We start from the raw sequence: 24,977 nt of genomic DNA on the forward strand, positions 1-24,977 counted from the left end.
TGCTCTGTGCGGCTTGAGCACATACGTGCGAAGGGTCACAGTCGGTGCGACACACAGGGGCTCTGGCGATGATGACGGGCTGGGGCAGATCGGTAAGAGGGCCGGAACGATGGTGGAATTCACGATGATGGTCGCCCCGAATGGGGCACGACGGGGCAAGGCGGATCATCCCGCGCTGCCGGTGACGACGGCTGAGATCGCCGAGACCGCGCGGGCCTGCCATGTGCTTGGCGTGCAGGCTCTACACCTGCATGTGCGGGACGGTGAGGGCGTGCATTCGCTGGATGCCGGGCGCTACCGCGCGGCCATCGCGGCGGTCGCAGAGAGCGCACCCACCATGGGCGTGCAGATCACCACAGAGAGTGCTGGTCTTTTTGACGTGCCCGCACAACTGGCCTGCCTCGAGACGCTGCGCCCGGCGGCAGCGTCTGTATCGGTGCGCGAGATGGCACGCGATGCCGGACTGGCGGCGCGGGTCTATGCGCTTTGTGCCGAGGCGGGCACTGAGGTGCAGCACATCCTCTATTCACCCGCCTGCGTGGCGCAGCTCAAGGCATGGTACAAGGACGGAACTGTGCCGCTGCAGATGCGTGACGCGATCCTGGTGCTTGGCCAATATGCCACCAGACAGCCCGCACGCGCCGCGATGCTGCCAGCGTTTCTAAAGGAGATCGCGCCGTTGCAGCTGAGGTGGACCCTCTGTGCCTTTGGTCCCGAGGAACATGCCTGCCTGCTGGCCGCCATCACGGCGGGAGGACAGGTCAGGATCGGCTTTGAAAACAGCCTTGGCGCACAGGATGCCGCGCCATGGGCGGACAATGCAGCTTCGGCCGCGGCTTTCCTCAACTTGGCAGAGGCGCAGGGTCATCGCCTTGTTCCACTGGCTGCTACCCCGGACACAACCCTGCGAGATTTCTCATGAGCCATGTCTTTCCCCGTCACAGCACATCCGACCTGCCCACCGCCGTCGCGGGCGAAGGTTGCTACCTCATTGACGCCAATGGCAAACGCTACTTTGATGGTTCTGGCGGCGCGGCGGTCTCCTGTCTGGGGCATTCCGATGCTGCGGTGATCGAAGCGGTCAAGGCGCAGGTTGAGACGCTGGCCTTCGCTCACACTGGATTTATGACATCGCAGCCGGCAGAGGCTTTGGCGGATCTGTTGATCTCCGAAGCGCCCGGCACGCTGGACCGGGTCTATTTTGTCTCCGGCGGGTCGGAGGCCACGGAAGCGGCGATCAAGCTTGCCCGCCAGTATCATCTCGAACGGGGGGAGCCGCAGCGCCGTCATCTGATTGCGCGGCGGCAGAGCTATCATGGCAACACGCTTGGTGCGCTGGCGGCGGGGGGCAATGCGTGGCGACGGCAGCAATTTGATCCGCTGCTGATCGGCGTGTCGCATATCGCGCCCTGTTATGAATATGTGGACCGCACCGAGGGCGAGAGCCGCTTTGACTACGGTCAACGGGTGGCCAATGAACTGGAGGCAGAAATCCTGCGGCTGGGACCGGAGACGGTCATGGCCTTCATGGCGGAACCGGTGGTCGGGGCGACCCTGGGGGCGGTGCCGGCGGTCGACGGCTATTTCAAGCGCGTCCGCGAGATCTGCGATCAATACGGCGTGTTGCTGATCCTGGATGAGGTGATGTGTGGCATGGGACGCACCGGGCATCTGTTTGCCTGCGAGGCGGATGGGGTCGCGCCAGATATCCTCTGCATCGCCAAGGGGCTTGGCGCGGGCTACCAGCCCATCGGGGCGATGCTGTGTTCGGCGGAGATCTACGATGCCATCGCGAGTGGCTCGGGGTTCTTCCAGCATGGTCACACCTATATCGGTCATCCGGTGGCGACTGCGGCCGGGCTGGCGGTGGTGACCCAGATGCAGGAACGCGATCTGGTTGCCCGCTGCGCCCGCATGGGCGAGGTGCTGCAGGCGGCTCTGGTCGACCGGTTTGGTCAGCACCCGCATGTTGGGGACATCCGGGGCCGCGGCCTGTTCCGTGGTTTGGAACTGGTGGCGGATCGCGACGACAAGACCCCGTTTGATCCTGCGCGGGGCTTGGCCGCGCGAGTGAAACACGCAGCGCTGGAAGCCGGTTTGATCTGTTATCCGATGGCTGGCACGCGGGATGGTCGCAACGGGGATCATATCCTCCTGGCGCCGCCGTTCATTCTCAGTGAGGCGCAGGTCGGCGAATTGACCGATAAACTGTCAGATGCGCTTGGTCGGGCCTTGTCAGCAGGGTGAGGCCGTTGTGCGACCTCTGAGCAGGGAGGGCGAAGTGCGCAGGTGAAGGCAGGGCTGGATTGTACTTGCAACGCTGGCAACCATTGCACCTTGGCGGGCCTTGGTTTCAATATGCGGCCAAAGCGGAATACGCCACCGGTCACGGTCGGGGCGAGAGCAAAAGGACGATGACCATGAGCCAATATTCACAAACGCCCGGAGCAAATATTGCAGAGGTGATCTGTGATCTGCGCAGCGACACCGTGACCCGCCCGGATGCTGCCATGCGCGCGGCGATGGCGGCGGCAGAGGTCGGTGATGACGTTTATGGCGAGGATCCAAACGTCAATCGGCTGGAGGCAGCTCTGGCCGAACGCTCCGGCAAGGAGGCGGCGCTGTTCCTGCCCACCGGCACCCAGAGCAACCTTGTCGCCCTGCTGGCCCATTGCGGGCGCGGCGAGGAGATCCTCACCGGGCGCGGCTATCATGTCTACAAATACGAGGCCGGCGGCGCCTCGGCGCTGGGCGGGATCGTGCTGGATCCTCTTGGAGTGTCCGAGGATGGCGGCCTGCGTCCGGCAGAGATTGCTGCGGCGGTGAAAGAGGATGATTCCCATCATCCGATCACCCGCCTGCTGTCGCTGGAAAACACCCACAACGGCAAGGCGGTGTCTCTGGCGCGGCTGGATGAGTGCATCGCACCGGCACGGGCTGCCGGGCTGTCGGTGCATCTGGACGGTGCGCGGGTGTTCAACGCGGCGACAGCATTGGGCTGTGAGCTGACGGAGATCGCCGGGCGCTTTGATACGGTCTCGATCTGTCTCTCCAAAGGGCTGGGTGCTCCGGTGGGCTCGGTTCTAGTTGGGCCTGCGGATCTGATCGACCGGGCCCGCCGCTGGCGCAAGATGGTCGGCGGCGGCATGCGGCAGGCGGGTGTTCTGGCCGCAGCGGGGCTGCATGCGTTGGATCACAACGTGGCGCGACTGGCCGAAGACCATGCCCGGGCGGAGGCCCTGGCCTCCGCCCTGCGCGACCTCGGGGCAGGATCTGTGGAGCAGGATACCAACATGGTGTTCTTCACGCCCGCAACGGGCGAGAATGCCGCGCTTGGCATGGCGCTGGCCAAACAGGGCGTGGTGATCTCCGCCGGGGGCACGGGGGCAATCCGCATGGTGCTGCACAAGGATGTCACCGACGACGGGTTTGCCGCCACTCTTGCAGGGCTCAAGGCGCATCTCAGCTGAGGTTGTGCGAGCTGTGATGGGGAGGGTCTCCCGCCCCCGGTTGATGCAGCACAGCTGCCCCGCCCGGCGTTGGGCCGGGCGCCGCGCCTGTGGCGCGGCGCGCATCGCGTGCCCCTTGGGCACGCGATGCCACCCCCAAGGAGGTGAGATCGCCAGATCGAAAACGCGCGGGAGCGTCTCCTCAGCCTGAGCCACATACGGCCCGGGGGCAGTTGCCTAGATCTCTTTGCGCGCCCTAAGGGCTGCGGAAATCGTTCCGTCATCGAGGTAGTCCAGCTCGCCGCCGATCGGCACGCCCTGCGCCAGCGAGGTCAGCTTCACCCGTCCTTCCAGCTGGTCGACTATGTAATGCGCCGTGGTCTGACCGTCGATGGTGGCATTGAGCGCCAGGATCACCTCGCTCACCGCTTCGGTTGCCACCCTGTCCACCAGCCGCGGGATGCGCAGATCTTCCGGCCCCACCGCGTCCAGCGCCGAGAGCGTGCCGCCAAGCACGTGGTAGCGACCCTTGAACACGCCGGCGCGCTCCATCGCCCAGAGATCGGCCACATCCTCCACCACGCACAGCTCGCCATTGGCGCGGGTCTCATCCTCGCAGAGCGCACAGATGTCGCTGGTGCCCACGTTGCCGCAGTTCAGACACTCGCGCGCGGTCTCCGCCACCCGGCTCATGGCGTCTGCCAGCGGTGTCAGCACCAGCGCGCGCTTGCGGATAAGATGCAGTACCGCGCGCCGGGCGGAACGCGGCCCCAGCCCCGGCATCTTTGCCATCAGGGCGATCAACGCCTCGATATCACTCACGTCATGCTCGGCCATGGAATTGCCCTGTTCTTCTTATGTTCGAGTAGTGCGCATCATCCGCCGCAGTGCAAGCCCCATGTCGCATGCGCCCCGCGGATCACATGGGCCTATCACATGAAAAAAGGCGACCCAAAGGCCGCCTTTCGTCCGTCTGAGCGCAGCGGATCAGAACGGCAGCTTCATGTCTTTGGGCAGGCCGAGGCCTTCGGACAGCTTGGTCATCTCATCCTGCGCGCGTTCGGCCGCCTTGGCCTGCGCGTCCTTCACCGCGGCGAGGATCAGGTCCTCGACCACTTCCTTGTCGTCGCCGTTGAAGATCGACGGGTCGATGTCGAGCGATTTCAGATCGCCCTTTGCGGATGCGGTTGCCTTCACAAGGCCCGCGCCCGCTTCGCCCACCACCATGATGTTATGCAGCTCGTCCTGCATTTCACCCATCTTGGATTGCATTTCCTGGGCTTTTTTCATCATCCCGGCCATATCGCCGAGGCCACCTAGGCCTTTGAACATATCCTATCACTCCTGATGTCAGGTCTGCCCTGTTAGATACGTGCGCCACCCCGCGCAGGCAAGGGCAAAGCCCAAATGCAGGCTGCAAACGCAGTCCAATTGGGCCGGTTCAGCTCATGGGCGTGCGAAACCGGCTGCGATACGCCCCGGGGGTGAGGCCGGTGATGGATTTGAAGGCGCGGGCAAAGGCGGGCACATCGCGGTAGCCCACGTCCCAGGCGATCTGGGCGATGCTGGCCTGGCTGCGCTCCAGCGCGCCGCGTGCCTTCTCGACGCGCAACGCTTGCAGGTAGCTCGCGGGCGGGGTGCCGGTGGCGGCAGTGAACCGCCGCACGAAGGAGCGTTCCGACAGGCCGGCCACAGTCGCCAGCACTGGCACCGTGAGCGCGGTGCCAAACTGTTGATCCATATGCCGCTGCGCCAGCAGCACCGCCGCGTCCCCGTGCTGACGGGGTGGGGCGAAGGTGGAATATGCCCGCTGTTCCCGCCCGCCGGGGTCGACCAGCAGGTGCCGCGCCAGACGCGAGACCATCTCGGCCCCGTACCAACGTCCGGTCAGATGCAGGCCGAGGTCGGTCCAGGCCATCAACCCGCCAGCGGTGATCACGTCGTGGTCGTCCACGAGGATGTGCTCCGGTGCGAGGCGCACATCCGGGAAGCTTTGGCGAAACTCCTCCTCCAGCGCCCAATGGGTGGTCGCTGGGCGCTGGGACAGAAGCCCCGCCTGACCCAGCCAGAATGCCCCCGCGCAGACCGAACAGGCCAGCGCCCCCTGCGCGTGCTGTTGCACGGCCCAGGCGACCAGCGGATGATCGGGCACGGGCCGTGTGCCTTCGATGGAGGGGGCGAATACGAAAGCCGCCACTGGTGCCTGCGGCAGCGCGTCCGGTGCAAGAATGCGCACATCCAGCGGTGTGCATGTGGGGTCCAGTCTTGGAACCAGCGCAAAGAGATCCTGCAGTCCCCAGAGCGCCGCGCGCTGCGCACCCGGCGCGTCCAGCAAGATGATCGGCATGTTTGGCGTAACCTGCATGATGTTAGGCATATGCGCCAAGTGCAGCGGCAGTCAACCTGCGCCAATCTCGCCGGGACAGATCAGACAAAGGAGTATGACCATGCCAAGGACGGCACTGATCCTGGTGGATATCCAGAACGATTATTTCCCCGGTGGCGACTGGGAGCTGCACAAGATGGACGCGGCCAGCGCCAATGCGGCGCGCCTGCTGGCGGCGGCACGGGTGAACGGTGACCCTGTGGTGCACATCCGGCACGAGAACCCGTCGTCCGAGGCGCCGTTTTTCCGTTCTGGCATGCCGGGTGCTGAAATCCATGCCTCTGTTGCGCCCATCGAGGGCGAAGTGGTGCTGACCAAGCACCGGCCCAACAGCTTTTATGAGACGGGTTTGCTGGAGCTGCTCCGCGAGGCCGGGGTGGAGGCCGTTACCCTCTGCGGAGCGATGAGCCAGATGTGCATCGACGCCACCGCCCGCGCTGCGGCGGATCTGGGGTTTGCGGTGACCGTGGTCGAGGATGCCTGCGCCGCCCGCGCCATGGAGTTCGGCGGTGTCACGGTCCCGGCTGAACAGGTGCATGCCGCCTTTATGGCACCGCTGGCGATGAGCTATGCGACAGTGACCCAGACCGCCGCCCACCTCGCATAGGGCGAGCAGACCACAGCTGCCCGTTCAGCCCCGCGAAATCTACGCCGAAGCCTTCGCGGGGCTGATCTCATTCCTCAAACGGGTCCCATTCGTCCTCGACCTCGGGCAGGGCCTCGGCCTGCACTTCGGCCTCCAGCTCCTCAGGCGTGCGGATCTTGGTGATCTTGGCGCTGGGAAAATTCTTCAGCACTGCCTGCACCAGCGGATGGGTCGAGGCCTCCTCGCGCAGGGCGTTTTCGGCGGCATCCCGCAGCTCCGCAATGGTCGGCGCGTCGCCGTCCGAGGCGATGGAGACCACCCAGCGGCTGCCGGTCCAGTTCTGCAGCGCCGTGCCCAGGCGGGCTGCCAGATCTTGCGGAGCCTTCGCAGCAGGGGTGAATTCGATCCGCCCGGGTTGGTAGGACACCAGCCGCACGCCGCCTTCGACCTCGACAAGCAGTTTCACGTCGCGGTGTTTGCGGATCAGCTCGATCACATGTTCAAAACTCGGATACCGCGCCAATGCACTGTCGAGGCGCGGGGCCACTGCGGCGGCCTGCCCGCCCCCTGCCGACATCGTATGCCCGCCATTGGGGCCACCGCCGGGGGCGCCCTGCGGCGGGGCGGAGGCGTAAGCCGGAGCCCCGCCCCCCCCGCCCGCCGCAGGCGACCCCATGCCCTGCATGGGGTGTCCGCCGCCTGGACCCGGCGGCGGAGGCGGCGGTGTATCCTGCAGCTTGCGCACGAGTTCTTCGGGCGAGGGCAGGTCGGCGACATGGGTCAGGCGGATGATCGCCATCTCTGCCGCCATCATCGCATTGGGTGCGGCGGCGACTTCTTCCAGCGCCTTCAAGAGCATCTGCCACATGCGCGTCAGTACCCGCATCGGCAGGCGGCTGGCCATGTCCTGACCGCGCGACCGCTCATCCGGGCTTATGGTTGGATCGTCGGCGGCATCGGGCGTGATCTTCACCACCGAAACCCAATGGGTGATCTCGGCCAGATCGCGCAGCACCGCCATCGGGTCGGCGCCCTCGGCATATTGCCCGGACAGCTCCGTCAGCGCCGCCGCCGCGTCGCCGCGCAGGATCATGTCCATCAGATCCAGCACCCGGCCCCGGTCGGCCAGCCCCAGCATCGCCCGGACCTGCTCCGCCGTCGTCTCACCCGCACCATGGCTGATCGCCTGATCCAGAAGCGAGGTCGCATCGCGGGCCGAGCCTTCGGCGGCGCGGGTGATCAGCGCCAGCGCATCCTCGGCGATTTCGGCACTCTCGGCCCCGGCGATCTTGCGCAGCAGCGCGATCATCACCTCCGGCTCGATCCGGCGCAGGTCAAATCGCTGACAGCGCGACAGCACCGTCACCGGCACCTTGCGGATCTCGGTGGTGGCAAAGATGAATTTCACATGCGCCGGCGGCTCCTCCAGCGTCTTCAACAGCGCGTTGAAGGCGGAGGTCGACAGCATGTGCACCTCATCGATGATGTAGATTTTGTAGCGGGCCGACGCCGCACGATACGCCACACTGTCAATGATCTCGCGGATGTCGCCAACCCCGGTGCGCGAGGCGGCGTCCATCTCCATCACGTCCACATGGCGCCCCTCCATGATCGCCAGGCAATGCTCGCATTTGCCACAAGGCTCCGTGGTGGGGCCGCCGGTACCGTCCTCGCCGATACAGTTCATGCCTTTGGCGATGATCCGCGCGGTGGTGGTTTTGCCGGTGCCGCGAATGCCGGTCATGATGAAGGCCTGAGCGATCCGATCCGCGGCAAAGGCGTTCTTCAGCGTGCGCACCATGGCGTCCTGACCAACCAGATCGGCAAAGGTCTCGGGCCGGTACTTGCGTGCCAGAACCTGATATTGTCCGCCTTGCGGGGCGGGGGCGGTCTCGGGGCTATGCTCGCTCATGAGGGCCTTTCGGATGGTCTTTGAGGGGCGCTGCCCGGATTCGTGGACGGCGCCGAAATGATCCCGTGCAAACTAAGCGGCACCGCGCGCTTCGTCCACCGCTGTTGCGCGGCCTGCGTGTTACAAGGCGCACACTGAGCAGGGTGAATCTGGCCGCGTGCAAAAAAGGCTACCGATCAGCTGCTTGCCGAGGCTATGGTATCTTGTACTGTATCGCGGGTTTAGGGTCGCGCCTCCCGGGGGGGAGATTAAATGGTGAGTGCTTCTGAACTGCAGCCGCACCCGGCTGCGCAACCTCTTGTGCTTCATGCGCTGTCGATTGGTGACGGCATTCTTGCGCTCAGCCAGGCACCTGGGGCAGGGGGCGATTACGCTGGTGATCTTCGACTGATCGGAGAATGGAAACCCTCGATCGTAATCTCGATGACCACCCGCGTGGAGCACGTCATCCTGGGGGTCGAGAATATCGGCAGCGATCTTCAGGGGCTCGGCAGTCGTTGGTTCCACTTGCCTGTGGATGATTTTCAAACCCCTGGCGACGACATGCAGGATCGCTGGGCCGATGTCAGCGCGTTGGCGCGTCAGGCGATGTCAGGTGGCGGTCGAGTGCTGGTGCATTGCAGGGGCGGCTGCGGGCGCTCCGGTATGGTTGCCTTGCGATTGATGATCGAGAGCGGGGAGCGCCCGGATGCCGCATTGGCACGATTGCGGGCGCAGCGCCCCTGCGCTGTGGAAACCGATGCGCAGTTGATCTGGGCCCAAGGGCTTCGCAGCGCCCCTTAGTCGCGCGATGGCAGCTCTAGCTGATCGGCAGGGCTGGATGTTCGCGTGGAGCGGCAGGCGCTCTGGCCGGGTCGCGGGAGGCTACATCGGCACAATGGTTTCGGCGCGTGTCAGGCTGAGGGGCCGGGCTTCACCAAAGGCGCGCGGCACCTCTGCCGCACTGCGGGCCGACAGATCGGCCATGTCCGGCGACAGCATGGCATCGGCAAACCGGTCCAGTGTTTCGGTCTCGGTGGTCGCTGAGACATCACAGAACACCCGGATGCGATCATGACTGGCGGCGAACCGCGCCGGACAGGCTTTTTCACAGCCGTCGAGCTGGCTATCGCCCGAAATCTCAAAATCGTCACGGGTGACGGCCCGTGCGCGGTCAAGCGCTCCGGCAAGGGCACGCAACATACGCTCTGCCGCCGGGCAGGGGCGGCCCAGATGCATACAGGTTGTCGCCACAAAATCATGTGTCTGTTCGGGATTTTCCATCAAAGTGCCCTCCGCACAAAGTATCATGTCGGGGCGGTGCGGCAGGAGAGACCGTTGGCAGCGGGGATGCAGTGAACCTGCGGCGTGCCATCAGACCTCATCCAGGACACCCCGCCCGGTTTCAGGTTCTTTCGGTGATGGCAGGTCTCCTGACTTGCGGGTCGCTGCGTGCCGGTCCTTCCCGGTCCAACTGGCCGCCTTGGCCTCTGGAACCAGTGGTCATACCGGGTTGCTCGCCGCTTACAGTTGCGGGGGCAGTCATGGACTTGGGTCTGGGTCTGTTACCCGTCGCCTCACCATGTTCCCTTTTCATTCCAAACAGCCAAAGCGGGCCGGCTGGAAACCATCACCAATATGGGTAGCGAGCTGCCCGCCGAGTCGTCAACGATGTTATCGCTGCAGCTGCATAATACTCGCACGCAGGCGGGCGAGAGATACGGCGGGGTCTTCTAAACACAAAACCCCGCCAATGGCGGGGCTTCGTGAAGTGAGAGGTTGGACATCGACCCAAGCGGGGCTCGTTGTGGCTGCTTCCTTCCGGACCTGACCAGGTTGGCGAGGCGCTTGCCCGCGCCAACCCCTCGAATCCCGATATAGGGAAATGATGGAATGATGACAACCCGGCGCCGTGGGATTCCTGGCAGGTCTGCCGTGTCCGTTCAGAGATCCAGGGTCAGCGACAGGAAGCCGCTTTCCATTGCCGTGGCGCTGGCGGCGACGTGGTCCGGCAACTCGTAGAGGAAACTGCGTGCGCCGGGGCCGGTGATGGCGACCGCCTGCACCCCTAGGTCAGGACGGAGCTGCCAGGGGTAGGGAAGTGTTGCCAGCGGGTCCTTTTGCACTGCACCGGTCACATAGGCCGTGACCGCATCCCGGATCATCATCGGCGCAAGTTGCAAGGTCGGAGCGTCCTCCAGCATGCGGAAGTTGCCCCCGCCACTGCTGCGATAGCTGTTGTAGGCAACGGCAAACAGTTGGTCCTGTCGCAGGGGTGCCCCATTCCAGCGCAGGTCCCTGACACGTCCCGGCGCATCGCTGACCGGTCGCCCGTCCGCATCAAAACGCGCGGGGGCGGTTGGGTCGATCTCATACTCCAGCCCAAAAATCACATCGAAATTATGTCCCGCACGATCCGGGTTGGCCAGCAGGGTCCCTGGCATATCCGGGGTCAGCTGATTGAACAGCCCGGCCGACATTTCCAGCCAGTCCGTCAGCTGGGCACCGTTGACAATCACGCAGCGCAGCTCGTTCGGGTAGATATAAATGTCGGCGACATGGCGTCGGGACACCTTGCCAGCGGGCACATGCGTATAGTTAAGCGGCCCGGCCCGCCCGCCGAATTTCGCCGGTGCCACAGCGGAAAGAAGCGGCAGCTCAGCATGCGGTGAAGCTTCGAGAAATGGGCGAACCGCAGCGGCCTGCGCTTGTGCCGTCAACGCCAGAGCCCGATCCTCTCCAAAGAAGGTGAAGTAGGAATGATGCGGCTTTGACAAGGTTCCAACCGGGGTTGCCATATCGGCGCGGGTGCGGGTGTGCGCCGTGGCAAGGCCTGCGACCATCTCTGGCGCTTCGGGTACGAGCGGCTGCAGACCTTTTGACGAGCGGGTGCTCACCGCGCGCAGGTCACAGGTCGCATGCTGCACCTGCCAGCCGTCCGCGGTCTGCTCCAGAAACAGATCCACCACGCCGAGGTGAGAGCCGCTGGAGCCGGGCATCACAACAGGCACGCCCAATCCGTCCTCGGAACCATTGGCCGAAGGCAGCAGCAGATGCGTGTGCCCGCCGACCGCAGCATCGAGGCCTGGCAAGTGTGAGAGCGGGCGCAGGGCGTTCTCCATTCCGGGCGCGGCCTGGGCTGCCGCAAGCCCGGTATGCGCCAAGGCGATCACCACGTCAGCGCCCGCTGAACGAAGCGTTGCAATGGCAGCGCGGGCGCTGTCGACCATATCGTCGATGCGCACACGCCCTGCGAGGTGGTCGGCATCCCACAACAGGGTTTGCGGTGGCAGGACGGAGAACAGGCCGACGCGCACCTCGGGCGCATCCGCCGCAGCGCCCGGAATACGGCGCGACAGGATCAGGTGCGGTTTCACATGCAATGCAACGTCAGGCGCGCAGGGGTGTACGTTGCTGCAAATCGCAGGGCACGGCAGCGCGCGCAATGCGCGGTTCAGCGTGTCGAGGCCAAAATTGAACTCGTGATTTCCCAGTCCGACTGCATCATAGCGCAGTATATCAAATGCGTGGATGGCAGGCGGAGGTGCGTCGGGGTTTGCGGCATCAGTTTCCGCCAGTGGTGAGCCCTGAAGCCAATCGCCATTGTCGACAAGCAAGTCGATGCCGCCTTCTGCCGCCACTTCGGCACGCGCCTGGGCGATCAGACTTCCAGTCCGGCTCAGACCGATGCCCGGATGAGGGGTGTCCGCATAATAATCATGGCCAAGGAGGTGACTGTGTACATCAGACGTCGCAAGCAATCGGAGGCGCGCTGGCACCTCTGTCACGTCTTCATCGGCCCCATTCGTCCCTGTGGGGCCTTGGTCGGATCCAGTCATCATGCGCCATTCATCGCCAGTCGTCGGCACCGTTTGCCACCATGTCCGGGGCGTTCCGGGGCTTCTCGAATTAGTTAACGTCGAGAAGAGCAGGCTTAAGCGTTGCGCGGAACCCTCACGTCGCGCTTTTTTCGAGTTTTTGTGAAGCGTGGCATTTTTGCTTGAGTCGCTTCGGGGAATGCGGCATCGCCTGTGTAAAACACCGTGTTGTCGCCGTCGCCCGCATCGAGGCAGGGCGCGAGAACCCGGTGTGACATGCAAACAGCGAGGCAGGTATGAAACGGGCAGAGCAAGTCACATTCGGCGGTAGCGGCCTGGATCGCGCAGCCCATCTGCGGACCGTTCCCGAAGAGCTGGATCGGATATGGTCGACAGCGGAGGCGTTGGTTGTACTCCTGTGGCGGGGCAAGCCGCTTTGCCTGCATGATACCGGACAGGATCATGCGGCGGGGCTAGCGTTTCTGCCAACCAGCCACCCGCTGGTGGCGCAGCGGCGGGCAGAGGCAATCTTTCTCGGGCGCGGTGCGCAGGCCGCGGGGTATTTTGCCCTCGATCTGGGAGAATGGGAGCCGGAAGAAGCCGACTTGTCTACGCTTGATACGTTTCTCGATCCCAGCGAACAGCGTCACCCCGATTTGCCATCGACCCATGTTTTTGCAGAGCTGCGGGCCGTGATGACACGGCTTACACCGCGACAGGCGGAGCTGGCGGCGACCGCGAAGGCCTTGCTGGGTTGGCATGCAACACACGGGTTTTGCGCCTGCTGCGGTGCGGCCAGCCGGATCGAGCAAGCCGGGTGGCAGCGTCGGTGTCCAAGTTGTGGCGCAGCCCATTTCCCGCGCACTGATCCCGTGGTGATCATGCTGATCACGCGGGGGGATAGCGTGTTGCTGGGCCGCTCACCTGGCTGGCCAGAAGGGATGTATTCGCTTCTGGCAGGGTTCGTCGAGCCGGGGGAGACGCTGGAGGCCGCCGTGCGGCGCGAGGTTCTGGAAGAATCCGGCATCCAGGTTGGCGACGTCGGGTATCTTGCAAGCCAGCCGTGGGCATTTCCAATGTCATTGATGTTCGGCTGTCACGGCGTTGCCCTGAATGATGAAATCGCCATTGATCCGTCAGAAATCGAAGATGCGATCTGGTTGACCCGTCAGGAGGTCATGGATGCGATCGCCGGCGACCATCCAAAAGTGCGCGCGCCACGCAAAGGTGCAATTGCGGGGTTTCTATTGGAAAACTGGGTTGCGGACACACTCGGGTAACCGACATAGTTTAGGAATGTCCGGCGGTCGCACTTGCGGCTGGTTGTAACGCTACGGAGCTCCATCGCTTATGCATTTCGAAACCAAAGAAGACACAGATTGCCCGATCCAGGACCTGTTCGTGGCAATTTCGGATTTTGAAAGCTTCGAACGCTCCGCGATTCGGCGTGGTGTTGATGTGCAACGCCATGGCGACACTGCGGCGCCACGCGACGGGTTGTACTGGGATGTCACTTTTAACTTTCGCGGGTCAGAACGCCGGGTACGGATTGATGTCGCCGACTACGACGTTCCAAACACGATTTCCTTTGCAGCGGTCGGGAACGGCATGAGCGGTGATCTGAAGGTGGACTTGATGGCGCTGTCTGCGCAACGGACGCGGATGACCGTCCGGGTGGATCTTAAGCCCAAGACCCTGGCGGCACGTCTGCTGCTGCAATCGCTAAAACTGGCGCGTAATAAGCTTAACCGCAAATTCCGCACGCGCGTGGCCGAATTTGCAAGGCAGACCGAAGAGCGTCGGGCCCGATCTGCTTGATGTGCAAAAGAAAACACCTGGACCAGCAGGGCCGCCTGCGCTTGGACCGATCAGTATATTTGTGAGAGCAAACCTCGGGGCTCTGACCCTAGGCCAATTTGTGGCTGAAAAAGACTATATTTGTATGCATTTTTTACGCCTTTCCACAACCGATTAGAACATTTGTTAAGGAGCGTACCTCAGGGTCGGAGCATGGACGGCACGGCCTGAGGAAACACAAATGTACCGCTTGTTGGACTGCATCACGCAGGAACACCACTATGGTCTTGTCGCGGTCGCGGCCCTGATCTGTATCGTCGGCTCGGCCCTGTCCGCGCATATGTCGACACGGTTGACCCAATGGACCGGAAAACGGCGTCTGGTGCAGCTGCCCTTGGCCGGCTTGGTCACGGGTGCCACGATCTGGTCGACCCACTTCATCGCGATGCTGGCCTATGAGCCGGGCTATGACCACGCATATGAGCCGGTACTGACCGGGGTGTCGCTTCTAGTCGGAGTGCTTGGCTCGCTAGCCGCCAACGCGGGGCTCGCCTTCGCGCGCGGTGCGGTTGGACCGATCTTGGCGGGCGCGATTTTCGGGCTGACAGTCTCGGCGATGCACTACGTGGGGATGCAGGCCTATCAGCTGCCCGGCACCATCGACTGGCGCTTGGGAACTGTCGTGGTGTCAGTGCTTCTGGGCATCGGGTTCGGGGCGGCGTCCTATTGGGGGATCGCCAGACAGCGGAGCGGATTGCGCGGGCGGATTTTGCCTGCGCTGCTGATGTGCGTTGCGATCTGTCTCATGCATTTCACCGGCATGAGCGCGATCGAAATACGTCTGGATTCTGCTGTCGAGGTGCCGCCAAAGGCCATGTCTGAAGCGGCAATGGCGATGCTTATCTTCGGTGTCACCGGGATCATCCTGCTGATTGCGGTCGCCTCCGCCAGCATCGAGGTGAATATGGAGGACGAGACCCGCAATCAGCTGCAACTTGCGGCGATGCATGATCCGCTGACCGGCTTGCGCAATCGCATGTGGCTTACCCGCAGGCTGGAAGCCCTCAAACTCCGGCTGAACGAGAACGAAGTCGCACGGGTTGCCATCATGACCATCGATCTCGACCTCTTTAAGGAGGTGAATGATGTCTATGGCCATGCTGTTGGCGATACCGTGCTGATGCAGGTCTCGCAACGCCTGACCCGGCAGCTGAGCGAGGGGGAGTATCTTACCCGAATTGGGGGCGACGAGTTTGTGGCCATAAAAGAGGGCTTTCGCCGTATCGAAGAAGTGCTGAGCTTTGCCGAGCGTATGCATGCTGAAATCATCGAGCCGATTGATCTTGAGGAGGTCTCGCTGCGGGTCGGTGCGTCCATCGGAATCGCCACGACGCTGGAGGATGGCCGCGATCCCGAAGGTTTGCTGTATAAGTCCGATGTCGCCATGTATCGGGCCAAATCAGAACCGGACACGCCCATCTGCACGTTCAACGCAGAGATGGATCGCAGCAGTCGTGAAAAGACCCAGATGGTGCATGATCTACGTCTGGCACTTCAGGGGGATGAATTCGAGCTGGTCTATCAGCTGCAGAATGCGCTTGAAACGTTGGCGCCCGTTGGGTTCGAGGTGCTGCTGCGCTGGAACCACCCGGTGCGTGGTCGGATCTCGCCGGATGAGTTCATTCCGGTCGCGGAAGAAACCGGGCTTATTCGCGATATCGGCCGATGGGTGCTGCGCGAAGCCTGCCGTGAAGCCGCCAATTGGAGTCGCCCCTTCAGCGTTGCCGTGAACGTGGCGCCACAACAATTGGTGCAGCCTTCCTTCATCGAGGACGTGATGGATATCCTGATGGAAACCGGCGTCAGCGCAGAGAGGCTGGAGCTGGAGATCACGGAGGCAAGTATCATTGACGATCAGGCGCATACCCTAAAGGTCATGCACAAGCTCAAGGCGCTTGGTATCCGTATCGCCATGGATGATTTCGGCACAGGGTATTCATCGCTTGCCACGTTGCAGGCCTTTCCGTTCGACAAGATCAAAATCGACCGCAGCTTTGTGCAGGATGTGCACAAGGATGCGCAGCGGGCCGCTATCGTACGCTCAACCCTGCTTCTTGGCGCGGCGCTGGACATTCCGGTGCTCGCCGAAGGGGTCGAGGTCGAAGACGAGCTGCACTTCTTGCGCGGCGAAAGCTGCGCCTCCGTGCAGGGCTTTTACTTTGGTCAGCCGATGACACGCGATGATATGCGTTTGATCGCCTGCGAGCAGAATGAGGATACCGAGACGGCGACGCATGTGGCCTGACGCCTTTGTTTAAGAGGAAATCGGGCCTGATCTGAATGTGGCTTGGTCTTCACATCCTGTCCACATCCGGCATGCGCGGTTGCGCCAGGCTGGCGGGAGGCCTGCGCACTGAAATTGGGCCTTACGCGGGCCTCCTGCGTCGTTGCAGATCGCACTCACAAGAGCCGATGTCACTGAGGGTGCGGCGCGCGCTACAGGACCGTCAGTCCAAGTTGGCCCAGCAGATCAGCGGCCTGTCGCTTTGAGATCACGGCCCCTGCGAAACGTCGGGCATCCGTGAGCTTTACTCCACCCAGATCGGCGCCGCGTAGGTCGGCACCCTCGAACCGGCACTCAGGCAGATGGGCATCGCGCAGCGAACTTGCCTCGAAAACAGCATCACGGAAGTCACAGCCTCTGAGGTCGGCCTCCGTGAAATCCACGTCCTTCAAGGTTGTTTTCCGAAAGGACAGCTTCGGCAGGATCGCAAATCGCAATAGCACTGCTTCCAGCTGAAGCCCGAGCGTACGTGCATCGGTGAAGTCCGCGCCTGTCATCTTGCATTGGCGCAGTTCGGCAGAGGTCAGCGTCGCTCCTCTGAAGTCCGTGTTGCTGAAATCTCCGCCTTCGATTTCGGCCTCCTGCAGGGAAGCGTCGATAAAGCTGCTGCCACCAGCCCGGCAGTTGACGAAACCGGCCTCCTCAAGCTGTGCGCCATTGAAGGATACTCGGCTCAGGTTGCATCGCACGAATTGCCAGCCGGAGCATTCAAGCCGCGCCAGATCAAGTTCGGAGAGATCACAGTCTTCGAGACGCGCGACCTCGCCGGTCTCTACGATGCGCTCCAGGTCGGAACGTCGGAGATTTTGATTGGAGACTGTCGTTTCGGTTTCCATGTCATACCTAACCGCTCTACCGCGCCGATTGGATTTGTCGCTCCATATTTGGAGGCAATCCGGTCAACGGATCTGATCGGCAGGGTAGACGCCAAGAACCTCTATGTTGGTGGTGAAATAGGCCAGTTCATCCATCGCACGCTTGACGTTCTCGTCCTCTGGATGGCCGTCAATGTCGGCGTAGAACTGTGTCGCTGTGAAAGAGCCGCCGACCATATAGCTTTCCAGCTTGGTCATGTTGACGCCATTGGTCGCAAAGCCGCCCATGGCCTTGTACAGAGCGGCGGGAATGTTGCGGACCTGAAAGACAAAGCTGGTGATCATGCCCTTGTCGCCACGTCGACTGAGATCAGCTGTGCGGGACATTGTCAGAAAGCGCGTGGTGTTGTTGCCCTGATCCTCGATGTGGCGCGCCAACACGTTGAGGCCGTAGATCTCGCCCGCCAACTCCGAAGCCAGCGCGGCATGGGTCACATCGGCGCGTTCAGAGACTTCGCGTGCGGCACGGGCGTTGTCGGGACTGACCCGGCCGCGAATGTCATGCTCGCGCAGGAAGCCCGCGCATTGCGGCAGCAGGACCAGATGGGAATGGGCCTCCTTGATATCCTCCAGCGTCGCACCGGGCACGCTAAGCAGGTTGATGTGAACCCGCACGAAAGCCTCATCAATGATCCTCAACCCGGAATGCGGCAACAGCCGGTGAATATCCGCAACCCGGCCATATGTGGTGTTTTCCACCGGAAGCATCGCAAGTTCCGCTTCGCCGGAGCGGACAGCATTTATCGCATCCTCGAAACCACGGCAGGGCAGCACCTCCATATCGGGGCGCTTGTTGCGGCAGGCTTCGTGGCTATAGGAACCAAGTTCGCCCTGGATCGCGATTTTCTGTCTCATGGTTGCGTCATCTTTGCAAAAACTTGAGGAAATGGTCGTTTAGTCGCGGTGTCTATACCTTGCCAGTTGTCAGGGGAACCCTTACACAGCCTGCAAGACAGCTGAAATGGACTCGCTATCATGTTTGACACGATGACACTCACCAAAGCGACTGCAGGCTTTTGCGGCGCGTTCCTTGTGTTCCTCTTGGGCAAATGGGTTGCCGAGGAGCTTTACCACGTTGAAGCACACGGCGAGGCGTCCTACGTCATCGAAGTGGCCGATGCTGGCGCTGCGAGCGACGAACCCGAAGTGGACTTTGCAACGCTGATGGCTGAGGCAGATGTCGACAAGGGTTCCAAAGTGTTCCGCAAGTGCTCGGCTTGCCACAAGGTTGATGGCACCGACGCAACGGGTCCGCATCTTGACGGAGTCGTCGGTCGCGACATCGCGTCGATCGGTGGATTTAGCTATTCTGGCGCTCTGGCCGGGCTCGAGGGAGCTTGGACTCCAGAAGAGCTGAACGAATTCCTGACCAAGCCTTCGGCCTATGCCTCCGGCACAACCATGTCCTTTGCAGGCCTGAAGAAAGTTGGTGATCGGGTAGACCTGATTGCCTACCTTGAAAGCCTGGGGAACTGATCGGATCAGTCTCTAACCCAGTCAGAATATCGGAATATTCTCAAAAGGCCGCAGCTTCTGCTGTGGCCTTTTTGCATTCGGATGTGGCGCATGAGTTGCACCACCCAAGTCGCGCCGGATTCCAAGGCCATTGGGTGGTGGTGGTATTGAAATGCTTCGTTGCTGCGCCACATCGGCGGTGATCTGCTTTCAAATCAATGCGAGCGCGCATTCTCGGCTTGAAAACAACAGCTCCGGACATTTAGCTTCGACGGTAACAGAACAAGGCACCGGGACCACAGAGCCCCGATGAAGAGGTGCCGCATAAGAAGGGTTAGGCAGATGACGATCAGACGCGTGCATGTGACGACAAGAGTGACTGCGAAATCCCGCGACCGATCATGGATCAAGCCTCTGGCCAGTGCGGCGCTCCTGTCTGCCGCGGCGCTCCTGACCTCCGCTGTGACCGCCCGCAGCGCTGACGAGGCGGTTGTGATCACCAGTCATGGCTATTCCTTCTATGGTGATCTCGATTACCCGGCGGATTTCACCCATTTCGACTATGTGAACCCGGAGGCCCCAAAGGGCGGCGAGCTGGCGATTCCCTTCATCGGCACGCTCGACAGCATGAACCCCTATTCGGGTAAGGGGCGGGCGCATGCGTTTTCCGTCTACCCTTACGAGAGCCTGCTGGCCGATGCCGCGCCTGCGGATAAATACGGCCAGTCCTACTGCCTGCTGTGCAAAAGCGTGGAGTACCCGGAGGACAAATCCTGGGTGATCTTCCACATGCGTCCGGAGGCAAAGTTTTCTGATGGCACGCCGGTCACCGCCCATGACATCGCCTTCAGTCATAACCTTCTGTTGGATCAGGGGCTGAAATCCTATGCCGACGCGGTGCGCAAACGTATCCCGAAGGTGGAGGTGATCGACGATCACACCATCAAGTTCTACTTCGCCGACGGCATCTCTCGGCGCAGCCTGATCGAGCAGGTGGGCGGGGTGCCGGCCTGGTCGAAGAAGTGGTTTGATGAAACCGGCCAGAAGTTGAGCGAGAACTGGATTGAAGGCCCGCCGGGCTCCGGCCCCTACGTCATTGACGAAATCGACCTGTCCCGCCGTCTCGTACTGAAACGCAATCCGGACTACTGGGGTAAGGATCTGCCGGTGAACCAGGGGCGGCACAACTTTGACACGCTGCGGGTGGAGATCTTTGCCGATGACACCGCCGCATTCGAGGCGTTCAAGGCGGGCGAATATACCTTCCGCGCCGAGGGCGACAGTAAGAAATGGGCCAGCGGTTATGACTTTCCCAAGGTCGACAGCGGTGCGGTGAAGCTGGAGGAACTGCCCAATGGCGCGCCGCCCAGCCCCTCAGGCATCATCTTCAATCTCGCGTCGCCGGATTTCCAGGATAGGCGCGTGCGCGAAGCACTGGCGTTGGCCTTCAATTTTGAATGGTCCAATGAAAGCCTGCTCTATGGCCTGTTTGAACGCCGTGCCTCCTTCACCCAGAATTCGCCATTGATGGCCACAGGGGTGCCGGCGGGCGCGGAGCGCGCGTTTCTCGACAGCCTCGGCGATCTGGTGCCGTCGGAGATGCTGGAGGAAGAAGTCTATGTGCCTGCGACCTCCGAGCCGTCCCGCCTGTTCGACCGCCGCAACGCCCGCAAGGCCGCCGCGCTGCTGGAAAAGGCCGGATATCCCGTTGGTAGCGATGGCAAGCGGGTGACGCCGGAAGGCGCGCCGTTTGAACTGGACTTCCTGTTCTCCTCGTCGTCCTCGCCGACCACGCGCGGGGTGATGGAGAATTTCGTCAACAACCTCGAAAGCCTTGGCGTCGCTGTGAACTTCGAGGTGGTGGACACCGCCCAATACACCAGCCGCGAGCGTGCGCGGGATTATGATCTGGTGGTGGACTCCTATACCTCCTTCCTTGGTACCGGCACCGGGTTGGCGCAGCGTTTCGGCTCTGAGGCGGCGGAATACTCGCTGTTCAATCCCGCCGGGTTGGCCTCGCCGCTGATCGACAGCATCATCGAGGAATCCCTCCGGGCGGAGACCCGCGAAGAGGAGGTCGCCATCATGACCGCGCTCGACCGGGCGCTGCGGCACGAATTCATCATGATCCCGCTGTGGTACAATCCGGATCATTGGGTGGCCTATTACGACCAGTTCGAGCACCCGGCGGAAATCCCGCCCTACAGCCTCGGGTATCTGGACTTCTGGTGGTATAACGAGGACAAGGCCAAAGCGCTGCGCGATGCTGGCGCGCTGAGGTAACTCCCTGATGCTCAACTATATCCTGCGGCGCCTTCTGCTGGTGATCCCGACGCTGATCGGGATCATGGTGGTGAACTTTGCGCTGGTGCAATTCGTCCCCGGTGGTCCGGTCGAACAGATGATCGCGCGGCTTGAAGGCGGCGGCGATGTCTTCAGCGGCTTTTCCGGGGCGTCCAATGACGCGGGCGCCGAAACCGTCGGTCAGGCCGAAAGCCAATATGCCGGGGCCCGTGGCCTGCCGCCGGAATTCATCGAGGAACTGGAGCGTGAATTCGGCTTTGACAAGCCGCCGCTGGAACGCTTCCTCAACATGCTGTGGAGCTACGTGCAGTTTGATTTTGGTGAGAGTTATTTCCGCAATATCAGCGTTATAGATCTGGTGCTGGAAAAGATGCCGGTGTCGATCTCGCTGGGCCTGTGGTCGACGCTGATCGCCTACATGATCTCAATCCCGCTTGGCGTGAAAAAGGCGCTGCGTGATGGCAGCCGCTTTGACAGCTGGACCAGCGGCGTCATCATCGCGGCCTATGCGATCCCCGGCTTCCTGTTTGCGATCCTGCTGCTGGTGCTGCTGGCGGGGGGCTCCTACTGGCAGATCTTCCCACTGCGGGGGCTGACCTCGGAAAACTGGGAGAGCCTCAGCCTGATGGGCAAAATCGGTGACTACTTCTGGCACATCGCCCTGCCGGTGCTGGCCTCCACCATCTCGGCCTTTGCGACGCTGACGCTGTTGACGAAGAACTCTTTCCTCGACGAAATCAAGAAGCAATATGTGATGACCGCCCGCGCCAAGGGTCTGACCGAAAACCGGGTGCTTTATGGGCATGTGTTCCGCAACGCGATGCTGATCGTGATCGCGGGGTTTCCGGGCGTGTTCATCTCGATCTTCTTTTCCGGCAGCTTGATCATCGAGACGATCTTCTCGCTCGACGGGCTGGGCCGTCTCGGCTTCGAGGCCGCAGTGGCGCGGGATTACCCGATCGTCTTTGGCACGCTGTTCATCTTTGGCCTTATGGGGCTGGTTGTGGGGATCCTGTCGGACATCATGTATGTGCTGGTTGATCCGCGCATCGACTTTGAAAAGCGGGAGGGCTGAGGCGTGATCTTCGACCGACCTCTTTTGAACTGGAACCCGACCGCGACGGCGGGAGGCGCGCGCGGGATGTCCCGTCTCGTGCCCGGACACGACCCACTTCGGACACAAATCCAGAGGGAAACCTGACGCCATGGCTCTCTCTCCCCTCAACCAGCGCCGCTGGAACAACTTCCGTCGCAACCGCCGCGCGCTCTGGTCGCTGCGAATCTTTGTGGTCCTGTTTGGCCTGTCGCTGCTGGCCGATGTGCTGGCCAACGACAAGCCGATCCTGGTGAATTACCGCGGCGACTACTTTACCCCGATCTGGAACTTCTACCCGGAAACGGACTTCGGCGGCGATTTTCAGACCGAGGCGGTCTATCGCGATCCAGAAGTGCAATGCCTGATCGCGTCGGGTGGCAGTCTTGACTGTTTTGATACCCCCGACGACATCCTTGCGCAGATCGACGCCGGGAGCTACGCGGGCGAGGATTTTGTCGAGGGCTGGTCGCTCTGGCCGCCAATCCCCTACAGCTTTGACACGCCGGTGAACCGTTCTGGTGCGGCGCCGCTGCCGCCCAACTCCCAGAACTGGCTGGGCACTGATGATACCAAGCGTGACGTGCTGGCGCGGGTGATTTACGGCTTTCGGCTGTCGATCGTCTTCACCCTGATCGTCACGGCGGCGGCCAGCCTCATCGGCGTTGTTGCCGGTGCGGTACAGGGCTTTTTCGGCGGCTGGCTGGACCTGATCTTCCAGCGCCTGATCGAGATTTGGTCGGCGACGCCCTCGCTGTACGTCATCATCATCATGTTCGCGATCTTGGGGCGCGGTTTCTGGCTTCTGGTGTTCCTGATGATCCTGTTCAGCTGGACCGCTTTGGTGGGCGTGGTGCGGGCCGAATTCCTGCGCGCCCGCAACCTGGAATATGTTCGCGCGGCCAAGGCATTGGGCGTCGGCAACATGACCATAATGTTCCGCCACATGCTGCCCAATGCGATGGTGGCGACGCTGACCATGCTGCCTTTCATCGTGACCGGCACCATCGGCACGCTGGCCAGTCTCGATTTCCTCGGTTTCGGTCTGCCGTCCTCGGCGCCGTCGTTGGGCGAGATGACCTTGCAGGCCAAGCAGAACCTGCAGGCGCCCTGGCTTGCCTTCACCGCCTTCTTCACCTTTGCCATCATGCTCTCGCTTCTGGTCTTCATCTTTGAGGGCGTGCGGGATGCGTTTGATCCGAGAAAGACCTTTTCATGACGTGTGTAGACATGAGGTTTGAGAACCGTTCGCCAACCGGCCGGGGCAGGCAAGGCCAATGACGCAGTCCCCCATCCTTCAGGTCAAGGACCTGCGCGTTGCCTTCAGTCAGGACGGCCAGTTGACCGAGGCGGTCAAGGGCGTCTCCTTCTCGCTGTCACGCGGTGAGACCGTGGCGCTGGTGGGCGAATCCGGCTCCGGAAAATCTGTCTCGGCGCTCTCCACCGTACAGCTCTTGGGCGATAGTGCGCATGTGTCCGGCTCTGTCACCTACGACGGGCAGGAGATGATCGGCGCAAATGAGCGCACCCTGCGGCAGGTGCGGGGCAATGACATCTCCTTTATCTTTCAGGAGCCGATGACCTCGCTCAACCCGCTGCATACTATCGAAAAACAGCTGGGAGAGGCGCTGGCGCTGCATCAGGGCGTGATGGGCGAGGACGCCCGTGGCCGCATTCTCGACCTGCTGAACAAGGTCGGCATCCGCGACGCCGAAAGCCGCCTTGGCGCCTATCCGCACCAGCTGTCGGGCGGGCAGCGCCAGCGGGTGATGATCGCCATGGCCTTGGCCAACAAACCCGACGTTCTTATCGCGGACGAGCCCACAACGGCGCTTGATGTGACCATCCAGGCGCAAATCCTGGACCTGCTGGCCGAGCTGAAGGAAAGCGAGGGCATGGGGTTGTTGTTTATCACCCATGACCTGTCGATCGTGCGCCGCATCGCGGATCGGGTCTGCGTGATGAAATCTGGCGAGATCGTCGAAGAAGGCCCTACTGCGGAGCTGTTTGCCAATCCCAAGCACGCCTACACGCAAAAGCTGCTCGCCGCTGAACCCTCGGGGCGACCGGGACCGGTGCCACAGGACGCGCAGGAGCTGGTCTCGACCAAGGACCTGAAGGTCTGGTTCCCGATCCAGCGCGGTTTTCTGAAACGCACGGTGGGACATGTGAAGGCGGTGAACCCGATGTCGCTCTCGGTTCGGGCGGGCGAAACGCTTGGGATCGTGGGGGAATCCGGGTCCGGCAAGACCACGATGGCGCTGGCGATCATGCGGTTGATCGCGTCCGAAGGCGAGGTGCGCTTTCAGGGGCAGGATCTGCGCCAATGGTCGACGCGCGACCTGCGCCGTCTGCGCAAGGATATGCAGATCGTGTTTCAGGATCCCTTCGGCTCGCTCTCGCCCCGGATGACCTGCCAGCAGATCATCGCCGAAGGGCTCGCGATTCACGAGGTGGACCAGCACCGCAAACCGCGCGAACTGGTGGCAGAGGTGATGGAGGAGGTCGGGCTCGATCCGGCGGCCATGGACCGCTACCCGCATGAGTTTTCCGGCGGCCAGCGCCAGCGCATCGCGATCGCCCGCGCCATGGTGCTGCGTCCCAAACTGGTTGTGCTGGATGAACCGACCTCGGCGCTCGACATGACGGTGCAGGTGCAGATCGTCGACCTGTTGCGTGACCTGCAGGCGCGCTATGGGCTGGCCTATCTGTTCATCAGCCACGACCTCAACGTGGTGCGTGCCATGTCGCATGAGATCCTGGTGATGAAGGCCGGGGATGTGGTGGAGCAGGGCCCATCGGAAGAGGTCTTCGCCAACCCGCAACAGGAATACACGCGGCATCTGTTGTCGGCGGTGACGGGGACGCCTTAGAACGCGGGTCGTCCTCGGCTGAGCTATGATGTGTTGTACGGTCTCGCAGCTGCGCCTTCGACACGGCGCCAAGGGCAGGGGGGAGGCTCCCGCCCGTCCACGCTGC

21 protein-coding genes, 1 other RNA gene and 1 riboswitch are annotated in these 24,977 nt (G+C 62.3%); of the genes, 13 read left to right on the forward strand and 9 right to left on the reverse strand.

Annotation, left to right across the window (positions count from 1 at the left end; all coding sequences use genetic code 11):
• Positions 1 to 109: 109 nt before the first annotated feature.
• The 3 genes from R0J92_RS07415 (at position 110) to ltaE (ending at position 3,470) form a co-directional block, all read left to right on the forward strand.
• Entirely contained in the window at positions 110 to 922 is an 813-nt protein-coding gene (locus R0J92_RS07415; protein WP_411051236.1) for a 3-keto-5-aminohexanoate cleavage protein, read from the forward strand.
• Positions 919 to 2,247, forward strand: a complete 1,329-nt coding sequence (locus R0J92_RS07420) for an aspartate aminotransferase family protein (protein ID WP_411051237.1) — start codon at positions 919 to 921, stop codon at positions 2,245 to 2,247. The genes R0J92_RS07415 and R0J92_RS07420 overlap by 4 nt, the downstream gene beginning before the upstream one ends.
• A gap of 173 nt (positions 2,248 to 2,420) precedes the next feature.
• Positions 2,421 to 3,470 (forward strand): low-specificity L-threonine aldolase, encoded by a 1,050-nt coding sequence (gene ltaE / locus R0J92_RS07425; RefSeq protein WP_411051238.1) that lies wholly within the window; start codon positions 2,421 to 2,423, stop codon positions 3,468 to 3,470.
• A 216-nt stretch (positions 3,471 to 3,686) separates the two neighbouring features.
• Here ltaE and recR read toward each other — a convergent pair whose 3' ends face one another.
• The 3 genes from recR to R0J92_RS07440 all read right to left on the reverse strand — a co-directional run bounded on the left by recR (position 3,687) and on the right by R0J92_RS07440 (position 5,814).
• The gene (recR, locus tag R0J92_RS07430; protein WP_106161489.1) at positions 3,687 to 4,286 is read right to left on the reverse strand and encodes a recombination mediator RecR; all 600 of its coding nucleotides are present in this window, start codon (positions 4,284 to 4,286) and stop codon (positions 3,687 to 3,689) included.
• Positions 4,287 to 4,436: 150 nt separating this feature from the next.
• On the reverse strand, positions 4,437 to 4,781 hold the full coding sequence (locus R0J92_RS07435) for a YbaB/EbfC family nucleoid-associated protein (protein ID WP_106161491.1): 345 nt from the start codon (positions 4,779 to 4,781) through the stop codon (positions 4,437 to 4,439).
• A gap of 109 nt (positions 4,782 to 4,890) precedes the next feature.
• Entirely contained in the window at positions 4,891 to 5,814 is a 924-nt protein-coding gene (locus tag R0J92_RS07440; RefSeq protein WP_411051239.1) for a GlxA family transcriptional regulator, read from the reverse strand.
• An 82-nt stretch (positions 5,815 to 5,896) separates the two neighbouring features.
• On the opposite strand from R0J92_RS07440, the gene R0J92_RS07445 reads away from it, so the two are divergent.
• Entirely contained in the window at positions 5,897 to 6,442 is a 546-nt protein-coding gene (locus R0J92_RS07445; protein WP_411051240.1) for a cysteine hydrolase family protein, read from the forward strand.
• Positions 6,443 to 6,509: 67 nt separating this feature from the next.
• Here R0J92_RS07445 and R0J92_RS07450 read toward each other — a convergent pair whose 3' ends face one another.
• Positions 6,510 to 8,333 (reverse strand): DNA polymerase III subunit gamma/tau, encoded by a 1,824-nt coding sequence (locus tag R0J92_RS07450; RefSeq protein ID WP_411051241.1) that lies wholly within the window; start codon positions 8,331 to 8,333, stop codon positions 6,510 to 6,512.
• Between the two features lie 252 nt (positions 8,334 to 8,585).
• Between R0J92_RS07450 and R0J92_RS07455 the strand changes: the two genes are divergently transcribed.
• Complete coding sequence (locus R0J92_RS07455) at positions 8,586 to 9,116, forward strand: dual specificity protein phosphatase family protein (protein WP_411051242.1); 531 nt, start codon at positions 8,586 to 8,588, stop codon at positions 9,114 to 9,116.
• An 81-nt stretch (positions 9,117 to 9,197) separates the two neighbouring features.
• Here the strand turns inward: R0J92_RS07455 and R0J92_RS07460 are convergent, their stop codons facing one another.
• The 3 genes from R0J92_RS07460 to R0J92_RS07470 form a co-directional block, all read right to left on the reverse strand.
• Positions 9,198 to 9,596 carry a hypothetical protein gene (locus R0J92_RS07460; protein WP_411051243.1) on the reverse strand — a complete coding sequence of 133 codons (399 nt, stop codon included), beginning with the start codon at positions 9,594 to 9,596 and terminating at the stop codon, positions 9,198 to 9,200.
• A 121-nt stretch (positions 9,597 to 9,717) separates the two neighbouring features.
• A riboswitch (cobalamin riboswitch) is annotated at positions 9,718 to 9,959 on the reverse strand.
• Positions 9,960 to 10,081: 122 nt separating this feature from the next.
• An RNA gene (gene ffs / locus R0J92_RS07465) (signal recognition particle sRNA small type) lies at positions 10,082 to 10,180 on the reverse strand.
• A gap of 75 nt (positions 10,181 to 10,255) precedes the next feature.
• On the reverse strand, positions 10,256 to 12,154 hold the full coding sequence (locus tag R0J92_RS07470) for a 5'-nucleotidase C-terminal domain-containing protein (protein ID WP_411051244.1): 1,899 nt from the start codon (positions 12,152 to 12,154) through the stop codon (positions 10,256 to 10,258).
• A gap of 272 nt (positions 12,155 to 12,426) precedes the next feature.
• Between R0J92_RS07470 and nudC the strand changes: the two genes are divergently transcribed.
• From nudC to R0J92_RS07485, 3 genes are all read left to right on the forward strand, one after another.
• The gene (gene nudC, locus R0J92_RS07475; protein WP_411051245.1) at positions 12,427 to 13,410 is read left to right on the forward strand and encodes an NAD(+) diphosphatase; all 984 of its coding nucleotides are present in this window, start codon (positions 12,427 to 12,429) and stop codon (positions 13,408 to 13,410) included.
• A 70-nt stretch (positions 13,411 to 13,480) separates the two neighbouring features.
• Positions 13,481 to 13,948 carry an SRPBCC family protein gene (locus R0J92_RS07480; protein WP_411051246.1) on the forward strand — a complete coding sequence of 156 codons (468 nt, stop codon included), beginning with the start codon at positions 13,481 to 13,483 and terminating at the stop codon, positions 13,946 to 13,948.
• Between the two features lie 220 nt (positions 13,949 to 14,168).
• Positions 14,169 to 16,232: a putative bifunctional diguanylate cyclase/phosphodiesterase gene (locus R0J92_RS07485; protein WP_411051247.1), complete on the forward strand. Its 2,064-nt coding sequence runs from the start codon at positions 14,169 to 14,171 to the stop codon at positions 16,230 to 16,232.
• A gap of 191 nt (positions 16,233 to 16,423) precedes the next feature.
• Here the strand turns inward: R0J92_RS07485 and R0J92_RS07490 are convergent, their stop codons facing one another.
• Both R0J92_RS07490 and R0J92_RS07495 read right to left on the reverse strand, forming a co-directional pair.
• Positions 16,424 to 17,107, reverse strand: coding sequence for a pentapeptide repeat-containing protein (locus R0J92_RS07490; RefSeq protein WP_411051248.1), 684 nt, complete (start codon positions 17,105 to 17,107; stop codon positions 16,424 to 16,426).
• Positions 17,108 to 17,170: 63 nt separating this feature from the next.
• Positions 17,171 to 18,001: a prephenate dehydratase gene (locus tag R0J92_RS07495; protein ID WP_411051249.1), complete on the reverse strand. Its 831-nt coding sequence runs from the start codon at positions 17,999 to 18,001 to the stop codon at positions 17,171 to 17,173.
• 120 nt (positions 18,002 to 18,121) lie between these two features.
• Between R0J92_RS07495 and R0J92_RS07500 the strand changes: the two genes are divergently transcribed.
• The 5 genes from R0J92_RS07500 to R0J92_RS07520 all read left to right on the forward strand — a co-directional run bounded on the left by R0J92_RS07500 (position 18,122) and on the right by R0J92_RS07520 (position 24,871).
• Positions 18,122 to 18,622, forward strand: a complete 501-nt coding sequence (locus R0J92_RS07500; protein ID WP_106161510.1) for a c-type cytochrome — start codon at positions 18,122 to 18,124, stop codon at positions 18,620 to 18,622.
• A 321-nt stretch (positions 18,623 to 18,943) separates the two neighbouring features.
• A complete protein-coding gene (locus R0J92_RS07505) occupies positions 18,944 to 20,884 on the forward strand; it encodes an extracellular solute-binding protein (protein WP_411051250.1) in 1,941 nt (646 codons plus the stop codon).
• A 7-nt stretch (positions 20,885 to 20,891) separates the two neighbouring features.
• Entirely contained in the window at positions 20,892 to 21,980 is a 1,089-nt protein-coding gene (locus tag R0J92_RS07510; RefSeq protein WP_106161514.1) for a microcin C ABC transporter permease YejB, read from the forward strand.
• 130 nt (positions 21,981 to 22,110) lie between these two features.
• Complete coding sequence (locus R0J92_RS07515; RefSeq protein WP_411051251.1) at positions 22,111 to 23,217, forward strand: ABC transporter permease; 1,107 nt, start codon at positions 22,111 to 22,113, stop codon at positions 23,215 to 23,217.
• A gap of 58 nt (positions 23,218 to 23,275) precedes the next feature.
• Positions 23,276 to 24,871: an ABC transporter ATP-binding protein gene (locus tag R0J92_RS07520; protein WP_411051252.1), complete on the forward strand. Its 1,596-nt coding sequence runs from the start codon at positions 23,276 to 23,278 to the stop codon at positions 24,869 to 24,871.
• Positions 24,872 to 24,977: the final 106 nt, after the last annotated feature.

This window comes from Tritonibacter sp. SIMBA_163, from assembly GCF_046535935.1.
Classification (GTDB): Bacteria; Pseudomonadota; Alphaproteobacteria; order Rhodobacterales; family Rhodobacteraceae; genus Epibacterium; species Epibacterium scottomollicae.

Coding starts and splice junctions, on each gene's coding strand:
- R0J92_RS07415 (WP_411051236.1), top strand. CDS start 110: ATGGTGGAATTCACGATGATGGTCGCCCCGAATGGGGCACGACGGGGC.
- R0J92_RS07420 (WP_411051237.1), top strand. CDS start 919: ATGAGCCATGTCTTTCCCCGTCACAGCACATCCGACCTGCCCACCGCC.
- ltaE (WP_411051238.1), top strand. CDS start 2,421: ATGAGCCAATATTCACAAACGCCCGGAGCAAATATTGCAGAGGTGATC.
- recR (WP_106161489.1), bottom strand. CDS start 4,286: ATGGCCGAGCATGACGTGAGTGATATCGAGGCGTTGATCGCCCTGATG.
- R0J92_RS07435 (WP_106161491.1), bottom strand. CDS start 4,781: ATGTTCAAAGGCCTAGGTGGCCTCGGCGATATGGCCGGGATGATGAAA.
- R0J92_RS07440 (WP_411051239.1), bottom strand. CDS start 5,814: ATGCAGGTTACGCCAAACATGCCGATCATCTTGCTGGACGCGCCGGGT.
- R0J92_RS07445 (WP_411051240.1), top strand. CDS start 5,897: ATGCCAAGGACGGCACTGATCCTGGTGGATATCCAGAACGATTATTTC.
- R0J92_RS07450 (WP_411051241.1), bottom strand. CDS start 8,333: ATGAGCGAGCATAGCCCCGAGACCGCCCCCGCCCCGCAAGGCGGACAA.
- R0J92_RS07455 (WP_411051242.1), top strand. CDS start 8,586: ATGGTGAGTGCTTCTGAACTGCAGCCGCACCCGGCTGCGCAACCTCTT.
- R0J92_RS07460 (WP_411051243.1), bottom strand. CDS start 9,596: ATGGAAAATCCCGAACAGACACATGATTTTGTGGCGACAACCTGTATG.
- R0J92_RS07470 (WP_411051244.1), bottom strand. CDS start 12,154: ATGATGACTGGATCCGACCAAGGCCCCACAGGGACGAATGGGGCCGAT.
- nudC (WP_411051245.1), top strand. CDS start 12,427: ATGAAACGGGCAGAGCAAGTCACATTCGGCGGTAGCGGCCTGGATCGC.
- R0J92_RS07480 (WP_411051246.1), top strand. CDS start 13,481: ATGCATTTCGAAACCAAAGAAGACACAGATTGCCCGATCCAGGACCTG.
- R0J92_RS07485 (WP_411051247.1), top strand. CDS start 14,169: ATGTACCGCTTGTTGGACTGCATCACGCAGGAACACCACTATGGTCTT.
- R0J92_RS07490 (WP_411051248.1), bottom strand. CDS start 17,107: ATGGAAACCGAAACGACAGTCTCCAATCAAAATCTCCGACGTTCCGAC.
- R0J92_RS07495 (WP_411051249.1), bottom strand. CDS start 18,001: ATGAGACAGAAAATCGCGATCCAGGGCGAACTTGGTTCCTATAGCCAC.
- R0J92_RS07500 (WP_106161510.1), top strand. CDS start 18,122: ATGTTTGACACGATGACACTCACCAAAGCGACTGCAGGCTTTTGCGGC.
- R0J92_RS07505 (WP_411051250.1), top strand. CDS start 18,944: ATGACGATCAGACGCGTGCATGTGACGACAAGAGTGACTGCGAAATCC.
- R0J92_RS07510 (WP_106161514.1), top strand. CDS start 20,892: ATGCTCAACTATATCCTGCGGCGCCTTCTGCTGGTGATCCCGACGCTG.
- R0J92_RS07515 (WP_411051251.1), top strand. CDS start 22,111: ATGGCTCTCTCTCCCCTCAACCAGCGCCGCTGGAACAACTTCCGTCGC.
- R0J92_RS07520 (WP_411051252.1), top strand. CDS start 23,276: ATGACGCAGTCCCCCATCCTTCAGGTCAAGGACCTGCGCGTTGCCTTC.